This window comes from Pseudomonas sp. 18.1.10, assembly GCF_024655625.1.
Taxonomy (GTDB): Bacteria; Pseudomonadota; Gammaproteobacteria; order Pseudomonadales; family Pseudomonadaceae; genus Aquipseudomonas.
Genome location: NZ_JANLGL010000087.1, coordinates 1 through 23,437, shown reverse-complemented (window position 1 = coordinate 23,437; position 23,437 = coordinate 1). Strand labels below are relative to the sequence as shown.

Sequence of the window (23,437 nt, the reverse complement as noted above, 5' to 3'; positions counted from 1 at the left end):
TGGCATCGACTGGGTGTGACTGATATACCGAGGCGTCTGCATCGCAGGCAAGCCAGCTCCCACAAAAGCCAGCTCCCACAGAGGGCTGATGCTGAATGGATTCAACACGCTGAGCGCCCATCGCATATAACTGAAAAACCAATCCATATGCGATCCAGCTATTGGATTGTTCATAAGGCTTTGCCTTTAATTCGCCACCTAACTCATTGTTACACGGAGTAAATCAGCGCCTCGTCGCGTTGTAATGAGTCACCGTAGCGCATTAGAGATTAGCCATGAGCAACCCTGTTGCCGTTGCACCCCAGCCCCTGGTCCGCGCGCGTGACCTGTGCAAGGCCTTTGGCACCCAACGGGTGCTGGATCAGGTCAGCCTGGAGCTATACCCGGGCGAAGGCGTGGGTTTGTTGGGGGTGGAAGGCGCGGGGAAGTCCACCCTGGTCAACATCCTCGGCGGCACCCTGGCGCCGGATGACGGTGAGCTGTGGGTCGACGGGGTGCGACAACGGTTTATCTCGCCGTTATCGGCACGCCGGGTGGGGATTGTCGCGGTCCACCAGCGCCCCGACGAAGGCATCGCCCCGGGCCTGAGCGTTGCCGAAAACCTGCTGCTCGACGAACTCTGCCTGCCCGGCGCGGACTTCCTGCTCAACCGCAAAAACCTCCTGCAACGCGCCGAAACCATCGCCGCCGGCTTGGGCCTGGACCTGCCGCTGCAACTGCCGGTCGAACGCCTCGGCCAGGCCGACCGCCAACTGCTGGTACTCGCCCGCGCCTTCGCCCTGCAACCGCGCTTGCTGATCCTCGACGAACCCACCGCCGCCCTGTCAGCCCCCGACGCCGAGCGCCTGCTGGAACTGGTCGATAGCCAGCGCAGCCGAGGGGTGGCCATCCTCTACATCTCCCAGCGCTTGTCCGACCTGCAACGGGTGACCAACCGCGCAATCGTCCTGGAAAACGGGCGGATTACCCGTGAAGTGAACACACGGCATTTGCCGACGGCGGCGTACAGCTTGTTAGGCGATGCGACGCAAAGCGCGTTACCGGAGCAGAACCTGTCGGTGCCGTTTCTTGAGCGGTTTACCCGGACGGGATTTATCCGCAATCGGGCGGAGGGGCGGGTGGTGCGGGAGCAGGTATCTGCTATCGCAGCGCCGGTTGAGGTATTGACCCCCGGGAAGCTCAACCGCCCCTGAGGTTCAGTGCTGCCCCGGCACGTACGCCACACTTCCCTCCTTACGCACCTTGAACAACCGTTCCCCATTGTCCGGTTGCGTGACGATCACCTGATGATCCGCCCCCAGATACGCCAACGGCGTCGGGTCGTCCCTGGTGTATTGCGCGACGATGATCGTGTGCTGGGGATCGAAGCGCTGGCCGCTGGTTTTTTCCAGCCAGGCCATGAATTCGGCGCTGTCGCCCTGGCGTGGAAAGTCTTGGTTTTCGGCGACGTAATAGAAAGGCTTGCCGCCGTTTTGCAGGTACATCGGCAGTTTGTTGTCGGCTTCCACCAGCACGATTTGCCATCGGTTCCAGGGTGCACTTTTCACCGCTTCGGCGCGCACATCGTCGGCGAAGCGGGTCACGCCGCCATTGCCGTTGGTCCAGGGGTAGGCCACGCCGAGTATCAGCAGCAACAGGCTGGCGGCGATGGCGAAACCGGTGCGCCAGCGGGGGCGTGCGGCGGGTTTTTTCAGCAGGTATTCGTGCAGCCACCAGGCGCCGAGCAGTTGGGCAAAGGGCACCAGGGGCAGCACGTAGTAGCTGCGTCGGCTACCACTGGCGGTGAAGAACACAAACAGCAGGCCCAGGCCCCACACCAGCCAGCGCACATTGGGTGGCGTAGTGCGCCAGTGGCGCACGGCCAGCCACAGGCCGAGCAACCAGCAGGGCGCCCATGGCAGGGTGTAGGCGGGCAGGTAGATCAGGTAGGTGTAGATCGGCCCCATATGGTCGAACGGGTCGAAGAAGCGCACCACGTTTTCCCGGAACACCAGGGCCAGGCCGCTTTGGCCGTAGGTCGGGGTGCCGTAGAAGTGGGATAACACGAAGGGCACCGCATACACCGCTGCGGCGATCAGCAGTGCCAGCAGCAGGCGCAGGTTGAGGTGGCGTTTGTAGCGTTGTTCGCTGAGCAGATGGGGCAGCAGCACCAGGCCCGGCAGCACGAAGCCGATCAAACCCTTGAACAGCGACGTCAGCGCCAGCAGCAGGAAAAACACCGTGTAGCGCCCCAGCCGTGTGTCCTCCGGGCCGCGCCAATACCACCACACCGCCGCGAGCACGCCGCACACCGTGAGCACATCTGCCGTGGCGACCCGCGCCCAGAACATGAAATAGAAGGTGGTGGCGAGCATCCAGCCGGCGACCAGGCCGGTGCCCTTGTGCAGCAGGCGCTCGCCGATGAGGTAGACCAGCCATACGCTCAGCCACGCGGCGAGCACCGAGGGCAGGCGCAGTGACCACGGGCCTAGGCCGCCCATCACGTGCGCCAGGCCGGTGATTAGCCAATAGGAGGGCAGGGGCTTGTCGTAATAGGGCTGGCCCTTGAGGTAAGGGTCGAAGTAGTCGCCGCTTTGCAGCATGTGCAAGGCGATGTCGGCCCAGCGCGTTTCCGGGCCCCACAGGTCACGGCCACCGAGGCCCGGCACGAGCATCAGCGCCGTGACGGCGAGCAATAGCAGCAGGGCACGGTGTTGGCGTGGGATGAGCCGGTTCATGGCAGTTTCGGGTAGATGATGAGTTGCAGGTAACCCTTGTCATAGCGGGTGCCGCCGGGGGGCAGTTGCCCGACCTGGCGCATTTCGCTGCTGCTGCCGGCGCGCACCAGCACGCCCACCGAACCTTTCTGGCGCGCGTCTTTCAACCAGCCTTGCACCTGGTCCAGGCTGATTTTGCGCTGCACGCTGTCTGGGTATTGCAGGCCATAGCGCAGCTCGCCTTCGGTTTCATACAAGCCCACTTCTGGCCGTTGCAGGCGCCAGGCCAGGGCGCTGGCGCTTTCCAGTTCGTTGCTGAGCAGGGCGCTGGTTTGCTTGAGCTCGTCGAGGTGTTCCAGCACAAACTGGTCGGGCATCTCGTTGTCGGTGACCTGGGCCGGCATGCTCGCCGGCAACAGGATCACCAGCAAACCAATGCCCAGCACCGGCATCGCCCACAGCGTCAGCGGGCGAAACGCTTGTAGGAGGTTGGCGAGAATCCAGCCCAACAGCACGATAAAGATCAACGACAGGCTGAACATCTCCGCATGGCTGTTGCCGTACGGCGGGCGGCTGATTTGCAGGTAGATCAGCGCGACCATCGCGACCATGCCGATGGCAAAGTTGAGCAGGCCGTTGAGGCAGATCGTGCGGGATTTGCCTTGTTGCAACAGCTCCGTCAACGCATGGCCCATCAGCAACGCCAGGGGCAGCATGCACGGCATGATGTAGGTCGGCAGCTTGCCGTTGCTCAGGCTGAAAAAGAACAGCGGCAACAGCATCCACAAGGCCAGGAAGGCGATCGCCGGCTGGCGCCGTTGTTGCCACATTTTGGTCAGCGTGGCCGGCAGCATCCCCGCCCAGGGCAGGCACGCCACCACCATGATCGGCAGGAAGAACCACCACGGCCGTGCGTGTTGTGCGGTGGCGGAAGTGAAGCGGCGCACGTGTTCGTTCCAGAAGAAGAACCGCCAGTAGTCCGGCTCTTGCACATGAATCGCCCACACCCATGGCAGGCAGAGCAGCAGCGCCACGGCCACGGCCAGCGGGCCATAACGCAGCAACTCACCCAGGCGGCGCTGCCAGAGCATATAGGGCAGGGCGATCAGCACCGGCAGGGCCAAGGCGAGGAAGCCCTTGGTCATGAAACCCATGGCGCAGGCCACGCCCAACACCGTCCACGAGATAAGGCGGCCACGGGTGGCGGGGCTGTCGAGGGCAAACCACAGCGCGACAAGGCTGAGGTTGACCCAGAAGGTGAATTGCGGATCAAGGTTGGAGTAACCCGCTTGCCCGGCAACCAGGCCAAAGCTGAGGTAGAGCAGGGCGCAGGCGAAGCTTTTGCGTGGGTCGTGCCACATCCGCCGCGCCACCAGGTAAGCCAGTAACACGCTCAACGCCGTGGTCAGGGCCGAGGCGATGCGCACACCGAACAGGTTCTGGCCAAACACCGCCTGGCCGAGGGCGATCAACCAATAGCCGGCGGCAGGTTTTTCGAAGTAGCGCACGCCCATGAAGTGGGGGGTGACCCAGTTGCCGCTCAGCAGCATTTCCTGGCTGATCTGGGCGTAGCGGGTTTCATCCGGGATCCACAGGCCGTGCAGGCCCAGGGGCAACAGATAAAACGTGGCGAAGGCCAACAACAGCAGATGCAGGGGTTTAAAGCGAATCATGAAAACGTCGCTCCTTGACGTTCGATGGATGAAAGTTGGGACATAAGAGTCATAGCGCAAACCATCGAAGTTGCCACTAAGTTATTGAAAGTGTTCATGACATCCTTAACTAACAGGCACAGCTAAACATGCCAGAAGATGGCTGTCGTTTGGCTGAACATGGAGAAGTGTTAGAGCTGCTTGAGTGCGTTGGGCCAGTTCTGGTTGTTGACGATGCCCAATACTTTGAACTTGGCGTTGGGCAACACCTGCACGAACAAGGAGCTGCCGTACTGCGGGAAGGTGGCGTGGGGGAAACCCAGGCTCTTCTCGAAGTCGGCGATGCAGCCGCTGTGGGTGACGAACACCAGGTTGCGTCCCGGCACCTTGTGGCTGAGCAATTCCTCGCCCATGGCCGTGCCGCAAACGGCCCGCTCGCCGGACGTAAAGTCGCTTTTGCCAAACATGAAACGCACGGTCTGGGCGGTGCGGATGGCCGGGCTGGCCAACACGTCGCTGCCTGCCATGCCCAGCGCCGCAAAGGCTTTGCCGAGGTTTTCAGCCTGTTGGCTGCCGCTGACCGTCAGCCCTTCGACCGGGCCCAGGCACGGGTTGCTCGAGCGGTCGCAGCGCTCTTCATGGCGCACCAGCACGATCACGTCGCCGTCACGCCACAGCGGCATCACTTGCGAGGTGAGCAGGCGATTGCCGACGCCCAGGTCCCGTGGGGACGCCGGCCACAGCAAGCTGCAACCGAGCAGCACACCGACCACGCCAATCCCCAGCCAAAGCCTGCGCAGGCGCTTGAAAAAGGCCCGGGGCGAGCGCGGTTTGGTCAGGGTAAGGTCAACCACTTCATTCACCATGGGCACCGTCGGCAATGTTGTACGAGTTAGGCGCAATGGCTTTGGCGAGTGCCCTTAGTGAAGCGTGAGGCTGTCACAGGGCCGCTGTCTTTTCGCTGAACGCGTTGCGGTTATAAAGTTGCCCGGTGGGCCAACTAACAAGTTGCCGACCGGTGACACTTGGCCGGTAATGTAGAGAACGGCGAGTGGGCAACCGGTGAAATCCATGTGAAAAATTTGCGTGGACGCGTGAACCAGCCGTTATCCTCGGTGGCAGTCCATTGGTGAGTGCTCCCATGTTGCAGGTGCAAGGTGTCTTTAAAAGCTACGCCACCCCGCAAGGCCCGTTGGCGGTGCTGGCGGGTGTGGATCTGCATCTGCCGGCGCGCAGCAGCCTGGCGCTGATGGGCGAGTCCGGCAGCGGCAAGAGCACCTTGCTGCACCTGGTGGCCGGCCTGGATCGGCTGGATGGCGGCACCATTGCCGTGGGCGAGCAGCGCCTAGATCAACTCAACGAGGCCCAACTGGCCCATTGGCGGCGCACGCAAATCGGCCTGGTGTTCCAGCAATTCAACCTGATCGGCAGTTTGCGCGTGGACGACAACCTGGCCTTCCAGGCGCGTTTGGCGGGGCGCTTCGATGCGCACTGGCAGGCGCATCTGGTGGAGCGCCTGGGCCTGGGGGACTTGCTCAAGCGTTATCCCGAACAGCTCTCCGGCGGCCAGCAGCAACGGGTCGCGGTAGGTCGTGCTCTGGCCTCGCGCCCGGCCTTGCTGTTGGCCGATGAACCTACCGGCAACCTCGACGAAGCCACCAGCGATGACGTCCTGCAATTGCTCCTGGACCTGTTGCGCGACAGCCCCACCAGCCTGTTGATGGTCACCCACAGCCCACGCATAGCCGCGCGCCTGGATCGCCAGGTGGTGCTGCATCGCGGGCATGTCGTGCCTGCGGGCGCCGTGTGAGATGGCGGTATTTTATTGGGCGTTGCGCGCGCTGCTGAGCCATTGGCGGCGCCATCCGGTGCAGTTTTTCAGTGTGCTCACCGGGTTGTGGCTGGCCACGGCGTTGCTCACCGGGGTGCAGGCCCTGAACAGTCAGGCGCGGGACAGTTACGCCCGCGCCAGCCAATTGATCGGCGGTGAACCCCAGGCCAGCCTCAGTGCGCCGGACGGGGCCAGTTTCCCCCAGGCGCTGTTCGCCCAGTTGCGCCGGGGCGGGTGGCCGGTGTCACCGGTGGTGCAGGGGCGGGTGCAACTGCAAGGGCATGCCGATACGCGTTTGCAACTGATGGGTATTGAGCCGCTGTCGTTACCCGGCAGCGGCGCGGTGGCGGGGCAGCGTTTGAGCCAGGCGCAGATGCTGGCGTTTTTTGCGCCGCCGGGGCGTACCTGGATTGCTCCGCAGACTTTGCAGGCCTTGGGCCTGCGTGAGGGGCAGCAGCCGCTGACGTTGAGCGGCCACCAATTGCCACCCCTGCAAGCCCAAGCGGACATGGCGCCCGGCGTGTTGCTGACCGATATCGGCTTTGCCCAGCCGTTGCTGGATATGCCTGGCCGCTTGTCGCGCTTGCTGGTGGACAAGGCCTTTGCTGCCAGCCATCCCACGCCACCGGAGGGTTTGCAGCTGAAACAGGGTGAGGACAACAATCTGTCGCGCCTGACCGAAAGCTTCCATCTGAACCTCGACGCCCTGGGCTTTCTGTCCTTTGTGGTGGGGCTGTTTATCGTGCACGCCGCCATCGGCCTGGCCCTGGAGCAACGCCGTGGCCTGCTGCGCACGTTGCGCGCTTGCGGGGTCAGCGCGCGGTTGTTGATTCTCAGCCTGGGGGTGGAATTGGGCGTGCTGGCCTTGCTCGGTGGTGTGCTTGGCGTCGCCAGCGGCTACCTGCTGGCCAGCCTGTTGCTGCCGGATGTTGCCGCCAGCCTGCGCGGCCTGTATGGCGCCGAAGTGCCCGGCCAACTAAGCCTGAGCCCAGGCTGGTGGGCTGCCGGGTTGGGGCTGAGCCTGCTCGGGGCATTGCTCGCTGGTGCCAACAGCCTGTGGCGTGCGGCGCGCTTGCCATTGCTGGCGTTGGCCAACGCCCAGGCCTGGCATGAGGCCCATGGGCGCTGGTTGCGTCGCCAGGGTTGGGTGGCGGCCGCTGCACTGCTGATCGCGCTGCTGGCCTTGCTGCTCGGCGACAGCCTGGCCGCCGGGTTTGTGTTGATGGCGACGCTGTTGCTGGGCGCCGCACTGGGCTTGCCGGTGATGCTCAACGGGCTGCTCAAGGCGCTGCTGGGGCGCAGCCGCTCGGTGCTCGGCCATTGGTTTCTCGCCGATTGCCGCCAGCAACTTCCGGCCTTGAGCCTGGCGCTGATGGCGTTGCTGTTGGCGCTGGCGGCGAATATCGGCGCGGGCTCCATGACCTCGGGTTTTCGCCAGACCTTCACCCACTGGCTGGAGCAGCGCCTGACGGCCGAGTTGTACCTTAATCCGCAAAATCCCGCGCAGTCGGCGCAACTGCAGACCTGGCTGCAGGCGCAACCGCAGGTGCAAACCGTACTGCCCACCTGGCAAGTCGCGGTGCAACTGCAAGGCTGGCCGGCGGATCTGTTTGGCGTGGTCGATGACCCGACCTATCGCCAGCACTGGCCGTTGCTGGAGGCGGCCAGTGATCCCTGGGACCAATTGCTCAACGGCGACACGGTGATGCTCAGCGAGCAACTGGCGCGACGCCTTAACGTGCAACTGGGCGATACGCTGGCTATCCCCACGCCACAGGGTGCGTGGGCGCCGCAGGTGGTGGGGATCTACGCCGACTACGGCAACCCCAAGGGGCATCTGCTGGTCAATGCCCGGCACCTGCTGGCGCACTGGCCGACCCTGTCACCGGCGCGCTTCAACCTGCGGGTGCAACCGCAGGATGTGCCGGCACTGGTGGCTGAAGTGCAACGGGTGTTCGCCCTGGAAGACAGCCGCATCGTCGATCAACAGCAGCTCAAGGGGTGGTCCAGCCAGGTCTTCGAACGCACCTTCGCCGCCACCGCCGCCCTCAACAGCCTGACCCTCGGCGTCGCCGGCGTGGCCTTGTTTATCAGCCTGCTGAGCCAGAGCCAGAGCCGCCTCGGCCAGCTCGCGCCGCTGTGGGCGCTGGGGGTGACGCGCCGGCAATTGATGCTGCTGAACCTGGGGCAGACCTGGCTGCTGGCCGCGCTCACGCTGATCCTCGCGCTGCCCCTGGGCCTGTTGCTGGCGTGGTGCCTGGATGCGGTAATCAATGTGCAGGCGTTCGGTTGGCGCCTGCCGTTGCAGGTGTTCCCGTGGCAGCTTGCGCAGTTGTTGGGCCTGGCGCTGCTGGCGACGTTGCTGGCGTCGGCCTGGCCGCTGTGGCAGCTGTACCGCAGCCGCCCGGCGGATTTGTTGAGGACTTTTGCCCATGAAGATTAAGCCGCTGATGGGGGCGCTGCTGTTGCTGTTGAGCGGGTGCGATAACGCCCCGGCGCCAGAGGAGAGCTTCGCTGGCCTCGGCAGCGCGGCGGCGGACTTTGTCCAGGTGGTGCCCGGCAAGGTGTTCAGTTTCCCTGGGGACCACGGCCCCCATGATGGTTTTCGCATTGAGTGGTGGTACGTCACCGCGAATCTCAAGGACGCCGAGGGCAACCTGTTCGGCGTGCAATGGACGCTGTTTCGCAACGCCCTCCAGGCTGGGCCGACGCAGCCTGGCTGGCGCGACGCCACGGTGTGGTTGGGCCACGCCGCCGTCACCTCTGCCACGCGCCACTACGCCGCCGAACGCTACGCCCGTGGCGGCGTCGGCCAGGCGGGCGCGCAGGCGGTGCCGTTCAATGCCTGGATCGACGACTGGAACTTCGCCTCCCGCCCCGGCGCCGCCAGCCCGCTGGCGGACATGCAACTCACGGCCAGCGGCCCGCAGTTCGCCTATGACCTGCACCTGACGTCCAGCCGCCCGTTGGTGCTGCAAGGTGAGCAGGGTTACAGCCGCAAGTCCGACCAGGGCCAGGCGTCGTACTACTACAGCCAGCCGTTTTTCAGCGCCACGGGCAGTGTGCGTATTGACGGCACCACCTATCACGTCAGCGGCCCGGCGTGGCTGGATCGCGAATGGAGCAGCCAACCCCTCGCCGCCAATCAGAGCGGTTGGGACTGGTTTTCCCTGCACTTGGATCGCGGCGAACACTTGATGCTGTTTCGCGTGCGCCAGCAGGACGGTCCGGGTTACCTCACCGGCACCTGGATCGATCAGCAGGGCCACACCGAGACCTTGCACAACGCCGATATCCAACTGACGCCCTTGGCCACTACTGACATCGACGGACGCAGGATTCCCACGCGCTGGTCGCTGAAAATTCCCGGCAAGCAGCTGGATATCACGACGGAGGCGGTCAACCCGAATGCCTGGATGAACCTGAGCATTCCCTACTGGGAAGGGCCGGTGCGGTTTGATGGTGGGGTGGGTTACCTGGAAATGACTGGGTATTAGCGGTTTTCTGTAAGCAGCGTTTCTTCGCCTATGTAGGCAACTTCCCAAACTGATTTTCGACCCCCTCGGGCTTGTGTCCGGGGCGGGAGCGCTTGCTTATATTTCGACGCCATCTCCAGTGGATTCGGGATGTGGGGCATGGCGCAGGGCTATATCAACAATGAAGTGATTGATCTCACCAGTTTGAAAACCCGCTTGATGGGCCACGGTTTGAGTCGCGAGCGTTCGGACCATTTTGATGTGTTGAACCACCACTTGCGCCACGGTTTGGTGACGCGGGGGCAACTGGTGGTGATTCCCGATACCTACAGCGTCACCTGTTCCTGGGAGGAGGCGTGGTTGATGCGCCGTGCGGAGGAAGTGCGGCGCAACCTGGAACAGGATGCGGCGGCGGGGGCTGCAGTGATCAACGACTATGACCTGCTACAGAGCTTGCTGACCTACGGCTCGATTGGCGTCGGCAGCACGACCTCGACGTGGGCACGGCATCTGGATGAGGTGCTGCGCACGCTGGAGGAGATCGAACAGTTGCATCAGCGCTTGAAGGCGGGCGGCTTGGAGCGCCAGGCGTTTATTCGCCAGCGTCAGGTCTTGTTTGAATTGCTGGACACCCAGGTGCGTGGCGCGGCGCGTTTTGGTACGGGGTTGCGCGGGAATCAGTCGTTGAAGAACGTGCTGGGGATTTCCACCAAGAGCTATTTGCACAAGGGCGAGATCGATGGGTATGCCAAGCGCATGGCGGCGATTGCGCGGGCGTCGAAGTGGCTGGGGAAGGGCACGTATGTGGGGTTGGCGATGGATGTGGGGGTTGCAGGGTTGAAGATCAAGGAGGCGTGTGTGGAGGGGCGGGATGCGCAGTGTCGGCGGGCGAGGTATGTGGAGAGTGGGCGGTTGGTGGGGGGTGTTACGGGGGCGGCGATCTTGGGGAAAGCGGGTGCTGCGATCGCTGGCCGTGCATGCAAGATCGTGTTGGCGGTGGGTTTGAAAGCGCGTGGTGAGCTGACCTGTGGAATTATTGGCGGTGCTGCGGGAGGGTATGCAGGGGGCTCGTTTTTTGGTGATACAGGTGCCCTTTTAGGGGGAAAGATCATTGAGGTCGATGGCACGTTCATCTTTGAACCAGAAGGGGCGTAACCATGTCTTTTTTTCTCGTTTACAGCATCGTGTTGATGGCTGGGGCGTTCGTCATCTGGGGGCTGATGCTCTTCGCGGAATATAGAAAGCTCGACGAGTTGGAAAGCTACTTCAGTGAAAACGAAAAGGTTCGCAGAAATAAGCGTTTCTGGGGAAGGAACCAGCCGATTGACAAGTTTCACCGTATGCGCCTGATGGTCGACTTCCTTTCAATGCCAAAGACTCACATCAAGGCCGGCCTCGTGACCGAGGCCGAATTGGCATCTGTTCCTGTCGCCCTCAAACGGTGGGCGCTGTGGCCTTATCGCTTAGCGGTGATCTGGTTTTTTGCATCCGTCATCTGGTCCATCTGGCACAACTGGTGACTCACTCCCCCGCAATCACCACCCCCAACGCCACCCGCGCCATCCCCGTCTCCTTCAACGACCCCAGGTACAACCACTGCCCATACTCTCTTGCCGTAGTGATCGGCGAGTAATTCCCCGCGCTGCCATCCTGCAAGTTCGCGATTACCTTGCCCTCGACATCCAACCCCAACACAAACGCCTTACGCTCGATCGGCTTGGGCACCACCATCAACGCCCGTACCAACACCTTGCGCAGCATCGGGTACCCGGCAAAGCTATCCAGCAGCGGATTGCGCGGCGAATACAGGGCCACCCAGAAACGATCCCGGCCATTAAAACTGAGGTTGTCCGGCAAGCCCGGCAGGTTGTCGATAAACAGGTCATGGCTGCCGGCACGTTCGCCCTTGAGCCAGTAGCGGCTGATGCGATAGGCGCCGGTTTCATTCACCAGCGCGTAGTTTTCGTCCGGGCCCAAGGCCACGCCGTTGGCAAATTGCAGATGCTCCAGCAACACCTCGGTGCTGGCGTTGCTGAAGTCATAGCGCAGCAGGCGGCCGTCGCCGCCGTGTTCGATCACCGCTTCGCCATCCTGGCCGTAACCCCAGCGGCTCGACGCATCGCTGAAGTAGGCGTAGCGCCCGCTGGCGTCGACGATTACGTCATCGGTAAACCCGAAGGGCACGCCGTTGGCCGTGGTGCTCAGGGTGGTGAGTTGGCGGTTGGTATCCAGCGCGAGCAGGCCCTTGATGCCGTCGGCAATAATCAAGCGCCCATCCGGGTGCAGCGCCAGGCCCAGGGGGCGCCCGCCGGTGTTGGCCAGCACCTCCAGGGTGGCGCTGCCAGGGGCGGTGCGGATGATGCGCCCGTCATGCAGGCCGCTGAGCAGGAAGCCTTCGGCATCCAGCACCAGCGCTTCGGGCCCGGCGATGCCCTGGGCGCCGGTTTTTTCTACGCCCTTGAGGCGTTGGTTGTCGGCGTAGGGCCCGTGCGTCATCGACGGCGCCTCTGGCGGCGCCCAGTTCACCGGTTGCACCTTGGTGGGCATCAGCAACAGGAAGGCCACCACCGCCAGCAGCAGGACAAACAGCAGGTGACGCAGTTTTCGTGAGCGGATACGCATGCCGCCTCCTGGCTTTTTTGATGGTGCTTGAGCGTAGTCCGGCTGGAAAAATCTGCTAGTCGCGTTTGTGTTTCAAAGTACTGGGTCCCAGCGTTGCGACCAGTCACCCTCGGCCTTGACCACGCCACGCAGCAGTTCCAGTGCGTGCTGCAACACCGCCGAGTCCCGTGCTCGCGAATACACCAGGTAGGTGGGGAAACTGAACTCCGGCGCCTTTGGCACGCGGCGCATCAGGCCGCTGTCCAGGTAGCTCTGCACCACCCGCGTGCGGAAGTACCCGGCACCGCCGTTTTCGAGGATGTACTGCAAGGCCAGCGGCCCGAGATTGAAACTCAGCGCGGCCCGCGCCTTGTCGGGCAGGGCCGCGTCATGCTGCTGGCGAAAGCCCGGGCCCCAGTCGATATACACGTAGGGCGCCGGCTTGCTGACCAACTGCACCAGGATCAGTTTTTCTTCCAGCACCTGCTCCACCTGCAACCCCGGCCAGTATTGCGGCTGGAACACCAGCGCAGCGTCGAGCACCCCCAGTTCCAGTTGGCGCAGCAGGTACTCGCCCTCGCGCACTTCGGTGCGCAGCGCATGCCCGGGGATATGTTCGCGCAGGGCCTGGGCCCAGCCGAGCATCAAGGGGTTGCACAGGCTGACCTCGCCGCCGATATGCAGCACATTGCGATAACCGTCGGGCAACGGCAGGTCGCGGCGCGCCGCTTCCCAGGTTTGCAGCAGCTGGTTGGCGTAGACCACGAAGGCTTCGCCGTCGGCGGTCAGGCGGGCGCCGGCGCGGTTGCGGATAAACAGCGTGCTGCCGAGCTGGCTCTCCAGGCTTTTGACCCGCGCGGTGATGGCGGTCTGGGTGACGTGCAGTTTCTCGGCTGCTGCGGCGAGGCTGCCGCAGCGGGTGATTTCGAGGAAGGTGCGTGCCAGTTCGATGTCCATGAAGCCCCCGGGTATGAATGGGGGGCATTGTAGTGGAATGCAGTTGGACCTGTGGGAGCTGGCTTGTGTGGGAGCTGGCTTGCCTGCGATGCAGACACCTCGGAAAATCAGGCAAACCCAGGCGATGCCATCGCAGGCAAGCCAGCTCCCACAGGGGAACGCGCCAGTTCCAGAGACCCGGTCGGCTATCAGGCCGCCGTGCTGTGCGGCCCCCAAATCCATGGCGGATTACGGGACACCGAGCCAAGGCCTGGTTCAAGTACACGCCGCCACTGGCCCCGGTGCGCGTATTCACCCAACCCTCGACTTCCAGGGCCTTAAGCGATTCGACAATCACGTCGGACCGCTTCTGGCGTTTGCGTTTCAGCGGGCGGCTTAGCATAGGTTCGATTGATCGTATCAACGCCGGGTGTCGTTTTCGGCGGGAACAGGTCGCTAGCGGGTGATTACTCCCAATCACCCGGGTCGAGGCAGCGTGTGGACGGTGGCGGTTGCTTGCCATAGATCAGGAAGTCGCCGACCCATTGGTTGACGCAGCCGCTGGAGCCTGGCGTGACGGGTTCCTTGAGGTGCAGTTGGTCAACCAGCGGCGCGCTGGTCTCGCCGGGAGCGGTGTTGACCAGCACCATGCGCGCGACACGTTCGGGAAACAGCGTGGCGTAGCGATTGCCCAGGCGTGTGGCGTCGGCGCTGCCCAGGTAATACAACTGCGGTTCGTCGAGCTGGGCGCGAACGAACTCCATGTCCCTGGCGGCGTGTTCGACCCCGTTCTCCTGGTTGAGGTCGCGGGACGTGAGTTCGATGACGTCGTAGCGATTGAGCAAGGTGCGATAGGCCTGGGTGGCATAGGCGCCCCAACTGCTCGCCAGGACGATCGCGAAGGTGCCGCTGTGGTTGGCCTGGGGGCTGTTGCCGGGCTGGGCGAAGACCACGCCTTCACGGCTCAGCGGGTCGCGGGCGCCTACGCGGGTCAGGTACAGGCGCAGGCTGCCTTGGCGGGGCGAGGCATAGTTGCGTGGCACGGTGACGATGGCGCACTGGGTGCGCTCCAGTACGTCGGGTTGCAGGTGTGCAAGGGCGGGGAGGTGGCAGTCCAGCTGCCAGTCGATGGCGGTGGGGCGGATCAACGGCATGCCGTGGGCAAGGCTTGCAGCCAGCCACAGGGCTGCGCACATCAAGGTTTTTGCGACAGTCATCAAGAGGTCCCAGGCAGCCGTGAGATAGCGGCTTTTTTACCAAGGACCCGGGGTTGATGAATGTAGGTTGAACAGACGTCAGGTGTACGAAAGAAGACTTTTGTTTATCAGATGTCGGTTTTCCAACCGCCACCCAATGCCTTGTACAAGGCGATGCTGGCTTGTAGTCGAGACAAGCGCAGTTGCACGTTCAAGTCCTGGGCCGCGTACAGGGTGCGCTGGGTTTCCAGTACCGTCAGCAAGTCCTCGGCGCCCGCCTGGTAGCGGCTTTCAGCGATGCCGAAGGCGGTCTGTGCCTGGTGCAGTTCCTCGGTTTGCCATTGGCGCTGCTGGTCAAGGCGGTTGATGCTGCTGAGGGCTTTTTCCACATCGGCAAAGCCATTGATGATCGCGCCGCGGTAGGTTTGCAGCAGCTCATCCTGGCGTGCGCGGGCCTTGTCACGCTCGGCGCTTAAACGGCCGTTGTTGAAGATCGGCGCCACCAGCCCGGAGGTCAGAGTGTAGAACGGGCTGCGCAGGATTTCGTTGGCCTTGTAGGCGCCACTGCCGAGGGTGGCGCCCAAGGTCACCGTGGGCAGCATGGCGGCGCGGGCGACGGTCACGTCGGCGCTTGCGGCAGCGAGTTGCGCCTCGGCCTGGGCCAGGTCGGGGCGCCGGCTGAGCAACTGGCTCGGCACGCCGGGGCCGATGCTCGGCCAGCTCAGCGTGTGGAACGTTTCGCTGCCCAGGTCCACGGCTTGCACCGGCTGGCCGAGCAGGGCGGCGAGGGTGATCTGGGATTCTTCGGCCAATTGCTGGATCAACGGCAGTTGCCGCTGCTGGCTGGCCACCAGGCTTTTCTGCTGGGCCAGTTCCAGGGCGGTGGCGGAACCGGCGTTGTAGCGCGTCTGTACCAGGTCGAGCACGTTGCGCGCATTGGCCAGGTTGCGCTCGGCGATCTGTTGGCGCTGGCGCGCGGCGAGGGTTTGCGCGTAGCGGTCGGCGACGTTGCTGAGCAGGGTCAGCTCCACCGTGGCGCGGTCGAACTCGCTGGCGCGCAGGGTCTGCACGGCGCTGTCGCGGGCGGCGGCGCGGCCGCCCCAGAAGTCCAGCTCGTAGCTGGCGGTGAGGTTGGCGTCGAAGCTGTTGACGGTGTTGTTGCTTTCGGTGGCATTCAGGTCCGAATTGCCACTGCCGCGCAGCAGCCTTTCGCGGCTGGCGGTGAGGTTGAAATTCACCTCGGGCAGCATCGGCGCACCGGCGATCACCGCGCTGGCCTGGGCCTGGCGCACACGGGCCATGGCGGCGGCCACGTCGAAACTGTCGCGCCGCGCCTGGTCGATCAAGCGGTTGAGCTGCGGGCTGGCGAATTGCGTCCACCAACGGCCGTTGATGGCCTGCGCCGCATCCCGTTCGGCGTATTGCCAGGCGGCGGGTGCGGCGATGCCGCTGTCGGTAGCGGGCGGCTGACCGGCACAGGCGCTGAGCAACAGGCACAGGCCGGGCAGGTAAAGGGAGGATTTATTCACTGGTCAACGCCTTAACCGGATCGAGCCGGGCAGCTTTACGGGCCGGCATAAAGCCGAAGATGACACCGGTGACTAGCGCACAGCCAAACGCGCCGAGCACCGCCACCAGGGAAAACTGCACCGCCACTTCGGCCAGCACCAGCACGCCACCCACCAGCAAGGCGAGGGCGATGCCGAACAGGCCGCCCACCACCGAGAGCATCACCGCCTCGGTGAGGAACTGGCGCAGGATGTCGCGCTGCCGCGCCCCGGTGGCCATGCGGATACCGATCTCACGGGTGCGCTCGCGCACGGTCATCAGCATGATGTTCATCACCCCAATGCCGCCCACCAACAAGGAGATCGCGGCAATCGAGCCAAGCATCAGCGACAGCGTGTTCTGCGTGCGCGCCTCGGCCTGGATCATCGCCGCGTTGTTGGTCAACTGGTAATCGCGCTTGCCGTTGTGCAGCTTGAGCATCAACTGGTCGATGGCCTGTTCGGCCTCGTGGACCTTGCGCGCATCGGCGGCGGCAATCGCCACGTATTCCGGGTTGTAGGTGCCGAACAGGCGCACGCTGGCGGCGGTGTAGGGGATGGCGACGCGGTCGTCGCTGTCCTTGTTGCCGGAGCTGGAGCCCTTTTCCGCGAGCACGCCGATCACCTGGAACGGCACGTTTTCGATGAGGATGTATTGGCCGATGGGCGTCGGCACGTCCTTGAACAATTTCTCGCGGATGCGATGGCCGATCACCGCGACGGTGGCGCCGGCGCGTTCATCCGCCTCGGTGAAGTAACTGCCCTCGACCACCGGCCAGTTGAAGATGTCCGGGAAGTTGATGTCGTTGCCGCCCACATACGCCAGGTAGTCGAGGTTGCCGAAGCGAATCCCGGCGTCGCTGCCGTTGACCGGCATGATGCGCTTGACCTGCGGCAACGCCGCCAGCGCCGCCACATCGTTGAGGGTGACGATGCCCAACGGCGTGCGCGGGTTGGGCGAGGAACCGCTGAGGTAAATGATGTTGGAGCCAAACGCGCCCATCTGTGCCATGACCTGGCGCTTGCTGCCTTCGCCCACCGCGAGCATCACCACCACCGAGGCCACGCCGATGATGATCCCCAGCAAGGTCAGGGCGGTGCGGAACTTGTTGATCCACATCACCCGCCAGGCGGCCTGTACCGCGTCCACCAGCTCGGCTTTCCAGGCGCCGTTGTGCTCGGCGCCGTCGGCCAGGCGCTGGCGCAGGTCCACGGCTTGCAGGGCGTCGCTGTTGGCAACCGCCGGCACGTAGCTGGGATCGTCGGCTGAATCACTGATAATCAAGCCGTCGCGGATCTCGATGATGCGGTTGGCCCGCGCCGCCACTTCGCGGTCGTGGGTGATGAGGATGACCACGTGGCCCTGGCTCGCCAGTTCGTCGAGCAGGATCATCACCTCGGCGCCGCTGTGGCTGTCGAGGGCGCCGGTGGGCTCGTCGGCGAGGATGATATGGCCGCCGTTCATCAGCGCCCGGGCAATCGACACCCGTTGCTGCTGGCCGCCGGAGAGTTGGTGCGGACGGTTGGCGGTGCGGTCGGCCAACCCCAGGCGCGTGAGCAGGGCCTTGGCGCGGGCGTGGCGCTCCGTGGCGCTGATGCCGGCATAGATGGCCGGCATCTCGACGTTTTCCTGGGCCGAACCCGACGGGATCAGGTGGTAGCCCTGGAACACAAACCCGAACGCTTCCCGGCGCAGCCAGGCCAGCGCGTCGCTGTCCAGATGGGCAACGTTTTCCCCGGCGAACAGGTACTCGCCAGCGGTGGGGCGGTCGAGGCAGCCGAGGATATTCATCAGCGTCGACTTGCCAGAGCCGGACGCGCCGACAATCGCGACAAACTCCCCGGCATGGATCGACAGGTCAATGCCGCGCAACACATCGACCTGCGGGCTGTCGCCGCCGCCGTAGGACTTGCGGATGTTCTTGAGTTCGATCAGGGGCGTGGTCAACTCAACCCCCGTTGCCGTCAGCCGGGCCGATCAGCAGGTGATCGCCTTCGTTCAAGCCGTGCAGCACCTCGACGCGCAGGCGGTCGCTGATGCCCAGGCGCACTTGACGTTCTTCGATGCTGCCGTTCTTGGCGACCACGCGGGCGATCTGCGTGTCGGCGTTGTGGCTGCCTTGCAGCGCGGCAACCGGGGCGGTGAGGGCGTCCTTGACCTGGCTGGCGACAAAAAACACTTGGGCAGTCATCTCGGCCATCAGCGTGTTGTCGGTGTTGTCCACGTCCAGCAGCACGGTGTACAGCACCACGCGGCCGGTGCCGGTCTTGCCGGAACTGCTCGGGCTGCCGCTGCCCTGGGTTTCGTTCAAGGGCTTGGGCGGGATCGGCAGGATCTGCCGCACGGTGCTGGTCCAGCGCCGGTTGCCGCCGCTGAGGGTGGTGAAATACGCGGTCATGCCCGGTTTGACGTGGCCGATGTCGGCTTCCGAGACTTCGGCCCACACAGTCATCGGCGACAGCTTGGCGATGCGCAGGATCAGCGGGGTCTGCTGCTGGTTGTTAAGGGTCTGGCCGACACGGGCGTCCACCGCGACCACGGTACCGTCCATGGGCGCATAGATGCGCGTGTAGCCCAACTCGGCTTCGTCGCTGCGCAGGCTGGCCTGGGCTTCGAGGATCTGCGCCTGGAACATCGCGACCCGCGCCTGGGTGGCGCCCAGTTCGGCCTTGGCGGTTTGCACGTCTTCTTCGCGGGTCGCGTTGCCGGCTTCCAGGCGTTGCTGGCGCTGGTGTTTCTGGCGTGCCAACTCGTGCAGGGCTTTTTGTTCCTGCAACTGCGCCTTGAGGTTTTCGATGGCGTAGCGGCTGGCGTCGAGCTTGGCTTTTTGCGTGGACGGGTCGATTTCCACCAGCAACTGGCCTTCCTTGACGTGGTCGCCGGCTTCGACGTGGATCTTCTGGATCTGCCCGGACGCCTGGGCACCCACGTCCACATAGCGGCGCGGTTGCAGGGTGCCCAGGGCGGTGACGCTGTTTTCAATGTTGCCGCGGGTCACGGTGACGGTGGCCAGGGTGTCGCGGCCCGGAGGCAACACCTGCCAGGCCGCAACGCCGAGTAGGGGAATCAGGCACGCGATCACCAGCAGCGCGCGTCGGGCAGGTCGAGAGCGTTTCATGCTTGGGTTCCAGCCGGGGAATATCGGAGCGCAGTTGCGCAGAGCTGACAGTTAAACGAGGAAATTGCACGGGGATTTAGGCGGTTACACAAACGGTTACGCCTCCATTGCGTAAAAAAATCGTCCATTGATACGAGACTGCTTTAAAAGTAGATGAGAATTACTATAAATTGCACGCACTCAAACTGCCATCATCGTTTGGGAATCTTTCTTACAGCGCACAAGGATCGGAGCCTGCCTCTCCAGGCGGTCGGGAGTCATGTTGGAAAACTACTATCGCGAGCTGGTGTGTTTCCTCAACGCCAAGCTGGGCAACCGTCAGGTGGCCGAAGATGTGGTGCATGACGCTTATGTGCGGGTGCTGGAGCGCTCCAGCGACACACCGATCGACCAACCCCGTGCGTTTTTGTACCGCACCGCGCTGAACCTAGTGATCGACGGGCACCGGCGCAACGCGGCGCGCCAGAACGAACCGCTGGAAGTGCTGGACGCCGAAGAGCGCTTCTCCAACTATTCGCCCCATGCCAGCCATGACCACAGCCAGCGCCTGGCCTTGGTCGAGCGCGCACTGGCGGAATTGCCGGCGGCCTGCCGCGACAGTTTCCTGCTGCGCAAGCTCGACGGCCTGTCCCACCCGCAAATCGCTGATCGCCTGGGTATTTCCCGCAGCCTCGTGGAAAAACACATCGTCAACGCGATGAAGCACTGCCGGCTGCGGATGCGCGAGTGGGAAGGGCACTGATCGGCAATCGGTTAAATTTTATTTCACTGTCCTCGTTTCCTATCAACACACGACCTGTTGTGCAGGTCTTGAAAGGTATTCCCGCCCCACCGCCAAGGGGCTTATCCAGAGGACACTGGAATGACACAGGCAATTGCTTCGCCCGCGGTTCACGACCTGATCGGTATCGGTTTCGGCCCTTCGAACCTGGCGCTGGCCATCGCCCTCCAGGAGCGCGAAAAAGCCCAGGGCAAACTGGACGTGCTGTTTCTCGACAAGCAAGCCGACTACCGCTGGCACGGCAATACCCTGGTGACCCAGAGTGAACTGCAGATTTCCTTCCTCAAGGACCTGGTGACCCTGCGCAACCCCACCAGCCCGTATTCCTTCGTCAATTACCTGAAAGCCCACGACCGCCTGGTGGATTTCATCAACCTGGGCACCTTTTATCCGTGCCGCATGGAGTACAACGACTACCTGCGCTGGGTCGCCGGGCAGTTCCAGGCCCAGGCCCATTATGGCGAGGAAGTGCTGGCCATCGAGCCGATCCTGCATCAACAGCAGGTTGAAGCGCTGCGCGTGATCTCCCGCGATGCGCTGGGCGAGCAGCATGTGCGCACCACCCGTTCGGTGGTGGTCAGCGCCGGTGGCACGCCGCGCATTCCCGAGGCGTTCAAGGCGCTCAAGGGCGACAGCCGGGTGTTCCATCACTCCCAGTACCTGGAACGCATGGCCCAGCAGCCCTGTGTCGACGGCAAGGCGATGCGCATCGCGATCATCGGCGGCGGGCAGAGCGCGGCCGAGGCGTTTATCGACCTCAACGACAGCTTCCCCTCAGTGCAAGTCGACATGATCCTGCGCGGTTCGGCGCTGAAGCCGGCGGATGACAGCCCGTTCGTCAACGAAGTGTTCTCGCCGGCGTTCACCGACCTGGTGTTCCAGCAAGTCGGCGCCGAGCGTGAGCGCCTGGTGGCCGAATACCAGAACACCAACTATTCGGTGGTGGACCTGGACCTGATCGAACGCATCTACGGCATCTTCTATCGCCAGAAAGTCTCCGGCATCGCGCGCCAGGCGTTCCGCACCATGACCGTTGTGGAGAAAGCCACGCCAGGCCCGCTGGGCATCGAGCTGGCGCTGCGCAACAACGCCAACGGCGAAACCAGTGTCAGCCATTACGACGCGGTGATCCTCGCCACCGGCTACGAGCGCCAGACCCACCGCGCCCTGCTGGCGCCGCTGGAAGCCTATATGGGCGATTTCGAAGTGGCCCGCGACTACCGCATCGTCACCGACGAGCGCTGCAAGGCCGGCATCTACATCCAGGGCTTCAGCCAGGCCAGCCATGGTTTGAGCGATACCTTGCTGTCAGTGCTGCCGATTCGCGCGGATGAGATTGCGGCGTCGCTGTACGAGCATGACCGCAGCCGGGGCAAGGGGCGTTCGGTGCAGGACCTGCTACTCGCTACTGCGAGCTGACAAGCTGCACTTGTGACAGGGTGGGCTGGCTGATACTGTACAAAAAACCAGTACCGGTAGCCCTCCATGCAGTTGATCGAAAAACTCAGCATCCTTGCCGACGCCGCCAAGTACGACGCGTCCTGCGCCAGCAGCGGCGCGCCCAAGCGCAGCTCCGAGGGCAAGGCCGGGCTGGGCTCCACCGATGGCATGGGCATTTGCCACAGCTACACACCGGACGGGCGCTGTGTGTCGTTGCTCAAGGTGTTGCTCACCAACTTCTGTCTCTACGACTGCCAATACTGCGTCAACCGCCGTTCCAGCGACGTGCCCCGTGCACGCTTCAGCCCGGAGGAGGTGGTCAGCCTGACCCTGGATTTCTACCGGCGCAATTGCGTCAGCGGGCTGTTTCTCAGCTCCGGCATCATCCGCTCGTCCGACTACACCATGGAGCAGTTGGTGCGTGTGGCCAAGCTGCTGCGTGAAGAGCATGACTTTCGCGGCTATATCCACCTCAAGACCATTCCCGATGCCGATCCGGCGCTGATTGCCGAGGCCGGGCGCTATGCCGATCGCCTGAGCGTGAACATCGAATTGCCCACCGAGGCGAGCCTGCAGACCCTGGCCCCGGAAAAAAAGATCGTGTCGATCAAGCAGGCCATGCAGACCATCTACACCGGCGAGCAGACGGTGCGCAACGAACCCCGTGCGCCGCGTTTCGCCCCGGCCGGGCAAAGCACGCAGCTGATCGTCGGTGCCGACGACACCGATGACAGCACCATCCTCCACGGTGCCGAGGCGTTGTACGGCAGTTTCAAGTTGCGCCGCGTGTACTACTCGGCGTTCAGCCCCATCCCCAACAGCCCGAAAAGCGTGCCCCTGGCTGCGCCGCCGCTGATGCGCGAGCACCGCTTGTACCAGGCCGACTTCCTGTTGCGCAGCTACGGCTTCAGCGCCAATGAACTGTTCGCAGGCCCCGGCCACCTGGCGTTGGACATCGACCCCAAACTGGCCTGGGCGTTGGAACACCGCGACGTGTTCCCCCTGGACCTGAACCGCGCCGAACCGACCCTGATCGCCCGCATCCCCGGCATCGGCCTGCGCACCACCCAGCGCCTGGTGGACCTGCGCCGCGAACGCAAGATCCGCTTCGAAGACCTGGCGCGCATGCGCTGCGTATTGGCCAAGGCCAAGCCGTTTTTCATCACCAGCGACTACCACCCGCAACAGGCAGAGCGCACCAGCGTGCTGTTGCGCGAACAACTGCGCGACCGCCCGCAGCCGCAGCAAATGGGGCTTTGGGGATGATCGGCCTGGAATGCGACAACCTCTTCAGCACCTGGCGCGAACAGGCGCGCTGGTTGCTCAGCCATCAGGTCGACCCCAGCCAGGTGAGTTGGGGCGAGGCCGAGGTGGCGGACCTGTTTGCCACCGATGTGTCAATTCCGCCAGGGCCGGGGCCGTTCCAGACGCGGGTGCCCAAGGCGTTGCTGGAGTTACTGGAGTCGGCGGCCTGCTACCACGGCGAGCAGCGTTGGAGCCTGTTGTATGAAGTGCTGTGGCGCGTGAGTCATGGCGACCGCACGGCGATGTTGGCGGGGGACAAGTTGGGCAGCGAGTTGCAGCGGCGGATCAAGCAGGTACATCGTGAGGCGCATCACCTGCACGCGTTTGTGCGTTTTATTGCGTTGCCGGCTGAGGCGGGGCCCGAGTTGCCGGAATACGTCGCGTGGCATGAGCCGGCGCACGATATCTTGAAATCCGCCAGCCAGCATTTTGTCGGGCGCATGGGCCGCCATCGCTGGATGATCGCCACGCCGCTGGACGGGGTGTATTACGACGGTGAGCAGCTCCTTCATCAGCGCGAATGCCCCGAGGCGTGGCGGCAACTGGCACAGAATGTCGAGGACCCCCACAGCGAGATGTGGTTGACGTACTACAGCCATATCTTCAATCCGGCGCGGTTGAATCCCAAGGTGATGGAAGGGCACTTGCCGAGCCGGTTCTGGAAGAACCTGCCGGAGGGCAAGTTGATCCCGGGGTTAATCAGCGAAGCGCGGACGGGGAAGCAGAAGGATGGGCAGGCCAAATTGATTGGCGCCAAACCGGGTAAAAGAATTGCGAACCCGGTCAATGTGGAGCTGGCTTGTGTGGGAGCGGGCTTGCTCGCGAAAGCGGAGTGTCAGTCACTTGATTTTTAACTG

The 23,437-nt window shown here is 63.6% G+C and carries 19 protein-coding genes and 1 pseudogene; 10 read left to right on the top strand and 10 right to left on the bottom strand.

The window, feature by feature from the left end; genetic code table 11:
* The first annotated feature begins 275 nt into the window (after positions 1 to 275).
* Positions 276 to 1,193: an ATP-binding cassette domain-containing protein gene (locus NUV89_RS16235; protein WP_257782129.1), complete on the top strand. Its 918-nt coding sequence runs from the start codon at positions 276 to 278 to the stop codon at positions 1,191 to 1,193.
* 3 nt (positions 1,194 to 1,196) lie between these two features.
* On the opposite strand, the gene NUV89_RS16230 is transcribed toward NUV89_RS16235, so the two are convergent.
* From NUV89_RS16230 to NUV89_RS16220, 3 genes are all read right to left on the bottom strand, one after another.
* The gene (locus NUV89_RS16230) at positions 1,197 to 2,717 is read right to left on the bottom strand and encodes a glycosyltransferase family 39 protein (protein ID WP_257782128.1); all 1,521 of its coding nucleotides are present in this window, start codon (positions 2,715 to 2,717) and stop codon (positions 1,197 to 1,199) included.
* Positions 2,714 to 4,369, bottom strand: coding sequence for a lipid IV(A) 4-amino-4-deoxy-L-arabinosyltransferase (gene arnT, locus NUV89_RS16225; RefSeq protein ID WP_257782127.1), 1,656 nt, complete (start codon positions 4,367 to 4,369; stop codon positions 2,714 to 2,716). Before arnT ends, NUV89_RS16230 begins: the two co-directional genes overlap by 4 nt.
* A gap of 170 nt (positions 4,370 to 4,539) precedes the next feature.
* Positions 4,540 to 5,214, bottom strand: coding sequence for a histidine phosphatase family protein (locus tag NUV89_RS16220; RefSeq protein ID WP_257782126.1), 675 nt, complete (start codon positions 5,212 to 5,214; stop codon positions 4,540 to 4,542).
* A gap of 275 nt (positions 5,215 to 5,489) precedes the next feature.
* On the opposite strand from NUV89_RS16220, the gene NUV89_RS16215 reads away from it, so the two are divergent.
* The 5 genes from NUV89_RS16215 (at position 5,490) to NUV89_RS16195 (ending at position 11,175) form a co-directional block, all read left to right on the top strand.
* Positions 5,490 to 6,158: an ABC transporter ATP-binding protein gene (locus tag NUV89_RS16215; RefSeq protein ID WP_257782125.1), complete on the top strand. Its 669-nt coding sequence runs from the start codon at positions 5,490 to 5,492 to the stop codon at positions 6,156 to 6,158.
* 1 nt (position 6,159) lies between these two features.
* Positions 6,160 to 8,622: an FtsX-like permease family protein gene (locus NUV89_RS16210; RefSeq protein ID WP_257782124.1), complete on the top strand. Its 2,463-nt coding sequence runs from the start codon at positions 6,160 to 6,162 to the stop codon at positions 8,620 to 8,622.
* Positions 8,612 to 9,676, top strand: a complete 1,065-nt coding sequence (locus tag NUV89_RS16205; RefSeq protein WP_257782123.1) for a lipocalin-like domain-containing protein — start codon at positions 8,612 to 8,614, stop codon at positions 9,674 to 9,676. The genes NUV89_RS16210 and NUV89_RS16205 overlap by 11 nt, the downstream gene beginning before the upstream one ends.
* Before the next feature lie 138 nt (positions 9,677 to 9,814).
* Positions 9,815 to 10,810 carry a hypothetical protein gene (locus NUV89_RS16200; RefSeq protein ID WP_257782122.1) on the top strand — a complete coding sequence of 332 codons (996 nt, stop codon included), beginning with the start codon at positions 9,815 to 9,817 and terminating at the stop codon, positions 10,808 to 10,810.
* Positions 10,811 to 10,812: 2 nt separating this feature from the next.
* Positions 10,813 to 11,175 (top strand): hypothetical protein, encoded by a 363-nt coding sequence (locus NUV89_RS16195; protein ID WP_257782121.1) that lies wholly within the window; start codon positions 10,813 to 10,815, stop codon positions 11,173 to 11,175.
* 1 nt (position 11,176) lies between these two features.
* Here NUV89_RS16195 and NUV89_RS16190 read toward each other — a convergent pair whose 3' ends face one another.
* The 7 genes and pseudogenes from NUV89_RS16190 to NUV89_RS16160 all read right to left on the bottom strand — a co-directional run bounded on the left by NUV89_RS16190 (position 11,177) and on the right by NUV89_RS16160 (position 19,054).
* On the bottom strand, positions 11,177 to 12,277 hold the full coding sequence (locus NUV89_RS16190) for an SMP-30/gluconolactonase/LRE family protein (RefSeq protein ID WP_257782120.1): 1,101 nt from the start codon (positions 12,275 to 12,277) through the stop codon (positions 11,177 to 11,179).
* A 72-nt stretch (positions 12,278 to 12,349) separates the two neighbouring features.
* Positions 12,350 to 13,213, bottom strand: coding sequence for a LysR family transcriptional regulator (locus NUV89_RS16185; RefSeq protein ID WP_257782119.1), 864 nt, complete (start codon positions 13,211 to 13,213; stop codon positions 12,350 to 12,352).
* 247 nt (positions 13,214 to 13,460) lie between these two features.
* Positions 13,461 to 13,595, bottom strand: a pseudogene (locus NUV89_RS16180) (GntR family transcriptional regulator); the annotation flags it as partial.
* Between the two features lie 64 nt (positions 13,596 to 13,659).
* A complete protein-coding gene (locus NUV89_RS16175; RefSeq protein WP_257782118.1) occupies positions 13,660 to 14,409 on the bottom strand; it encodes an alpha/beta hydrolase in 750 nt (249 codons plus the stop codon).
* Between the two features lie 107 nt (positions 14,410 to 14,516).
* A complete protein-coding gene (locus NUV89_RS16170; protein ID WP_257782117.1) occupies positions 14,517 to 15,917 on the bottom strand; it encodes an efflux transporter outer membrane subunit in 1,401 nt (466 codons plus the stop codon).
* Positions 15,910 to 17,883, bottom strand: coding sequence for a MacB family efflux pump subunit (locus tag NUV89_RS16165; RefSeq protein WP_257782116.1), 1,974 nt, complete (start codon positions 17,881 to 17,883; stop codon positions 15,910 to 15,912). Before NUV89_RS16165 ends, NUV89_RS16170 begins: the two co-directional genes overlap by 8 nt.
* A gap of 1 nt (position 17,884) precedes the next feature.
* On the bottom strand, positions 17,885 to 19,054 hold the full coding sequence (locus NUV89_RS16160) for an efflux RND transporter periplasmic adaptor subunit (protein ID WP_257782115.1): 1,170 nt from the start codon (positions 19,052 to 19,054) through the stop codon (positions 17,885 to 17,887).
* 259 nt (positions 19,055 to 19,313) lie between these two features.
* Between NUV89_RS16160 and NUV89_RS16155 the strand changes: the two genes are divergently transcribed.
* The 4 genes from NUV89_RS16155 to NUV89_RS16140 all read left to right on the top strand — a co-directional run bounded on the left by NUV89_RS16155 (position 19,314) and on the right by NUV89_RS16140 (position 23,434).
* Positions 19,314 to 19,796: a sigma-70 family RNA polymerase sigma factor gene (locus tag NUV89_RS16155; RefSeq protein WP_257782114.1), complete on the top strand. Its 483-nt coding sequence runs from the start codon at positions 19,314 to 19,316 to the stop codon at positions 19,794 to 19,796.
* Between the two features lie 120 nt (positions 19,797 to 19,916).
* Positions 19,917 to 21,254 (top strand): lysine N(6)-hydroxylase/L-ornithine N(5)-oxygenase family protein, encoded by a 1,338-nt coding sequence (locus tag NUV89_RS16150; RefSeq protein WP_017735479.1) that lies wholly within the window; start codon positions 19,917 to 19,919, stop codon positions 21,252 to 21,254.
* A gap of 66 nt (positions 21,255 to 21,320) precedes the next feature.
* The gene (locus NUV89_RS16145) at positions 21,321 to 22,541 is read left to right on the top strand and encodes a putative DNA modification/repair radical SAM protein (RefSeq protein WP_257782113.1); all 1,221 of its coding nucleotides are present in this window, start codon (positions 21,321 to 21,323) and stop codon (positions 22,539 to 22,541) included.
* A complete protein-coding gene (locus tag NUV89_RS16140) occupies positions 22,538 to 23,434 on the top strand; it encodes a TIGR03915 family putative DNA repair protein (RefSeq protein WP_257782112.1) in 897 nt (298 codons plus the stop codon). The genes NUV89_RS16145 and NUV89_RS16140 overlap by 4 nt, the downstream gene beginning before the upstream one ends.
* Positions 23,435 to 23,437 lie beyond the last annotated feature (3 nt).

What these genes read in the sequence shown, in the direction of transcription:
- NUV89_RS16235 (WP_257782129.1), top strand. Translation starts at nt 276, where the DNA reads ATGAGCAACCCTGTTGCCGTTGCACCCCAGCCCCTGGTCCGCGCGCGT.
- NUV89_RS16230 (WP_257782128.1), bottom strand. Translation starts at nt 2,717, where the DNA reads ATGAACCGGCTCATCCCACGCCAACACCGTGCCCTGCTGCTATTGCTC.
- arnT (WP_257782127.1), bottom strand. Translation starts at nt 4,369, where the DNA reads ATGATTCGCTTTAAACCCCTGCATCTGCTGTTGTTGGCCTTCGCCACG.
- NUV89_RS16220 (WP_257782126.1), bottom strand. Translation starts at nt 5,214, where the DNA reads ATGGTGAATGAAGTGGTTGACCTTACCCTGACCAAACCGCGCTCGCCC.
- NUV89_RS16215 (WP_257782125.1), top strand. Translation starts at nt 5,490, where the DNA reads ATGTTGCAGGTGCAAGGTGTCTTTAAAAGCTACGCCACCCCGCAAGGC.
- NUV89_RS16210 (WP_257782124.1), top strand. Translation starts at nt 6,160, where the DNA reads ATGGCGGTATTTTATTGGGCGTTGCGCGCGCTGCTGAGCCATTGGCGG.
- NUV89_RS16205 (WP_257782123.1), top strand. Translation starts at nt 8,612, where the DNA reads ATGAAGATTAAGCCGCTGATGGGGGCGCTGCTGTTGCTGTTGAGCGGG.
- NUV89_RS16200 (WP_257782122.1), top strand. Translation starts at nt 9,815, where the DNA reads ATGGCGCAGGGCTATATCAACAATGAAGTGATTGATCTCACCAGTTTG.
- NUV89_RS16195 (WP_257782121.1), top strand. Translation starts at nt 10,813, where the DNA reads ATGTCTTTTTTTCTCGTTTACAGCATCGTGTTGATGGCTGGGGCGTTC.
- NUV89_RS16190 (WP_257782120.1), bottom strand. Translation starts at nt 12,277, where the DNA reads ATGCGTATCCGCTCACGAAAACTGCGTCACCTGCTGTTTGTCCTGCTG.
- NUV89_RS16185 (WP_257782119.1), bottom strand. Translation starts at nt 13,213, where the DNA reads ATGGACATCGAACTGGCACGCACCTTCCTCGAAATCACCCGCTGCGGC.
- NUV89_RS16175 (WP_257782118.1), bottom strand. Translation starts at nt 14,409, where the DNA reads ATGACTGTCGCAAAAACCTTGATGTGCGCAGCCCTGTGGCTGGCTGCA.
- NUV89_RS16160 (WP_257782115.1), bottom strand. Translation starts at nt 19,054, where the DNA reads ATGAAACGCTCTCGACCTGCCCGACGCGCGCTGCTGGTGATCGCGTGC.
- NUV89_RS16155 (WP_257782114.1), top strand. Translation starts at nt 19,314, where the DNA reads ATGTTGGAAAACTACTATCGCGAGCTGGTGTGTTTCCTCAACGCCAAG.
- NUV89_RS16150 (WP_017735479.1), top strand. Translation starts at nt 19,917, where the DNA reads ATGACACAGGCAATTGCTTCGCCCGCGGTTCACGACCTGATCGGTATC.
- NUV89_RS16145 (WP_257782113.1), top strand. Translation starts at nt 21,321, where the DNA reads ATGCAGTTGATCGAAAAACTCAGCATCCTTGCCGACGCCGCCAAGTAC.
- NUV89_RS16140 (WP_257782112.1), top strand. Translation starts at nt 22,538, where the DNA reads ATGATCGGCCTGGAATGCGACAACCTCTTCAGCACCTGGCGCGAACAG.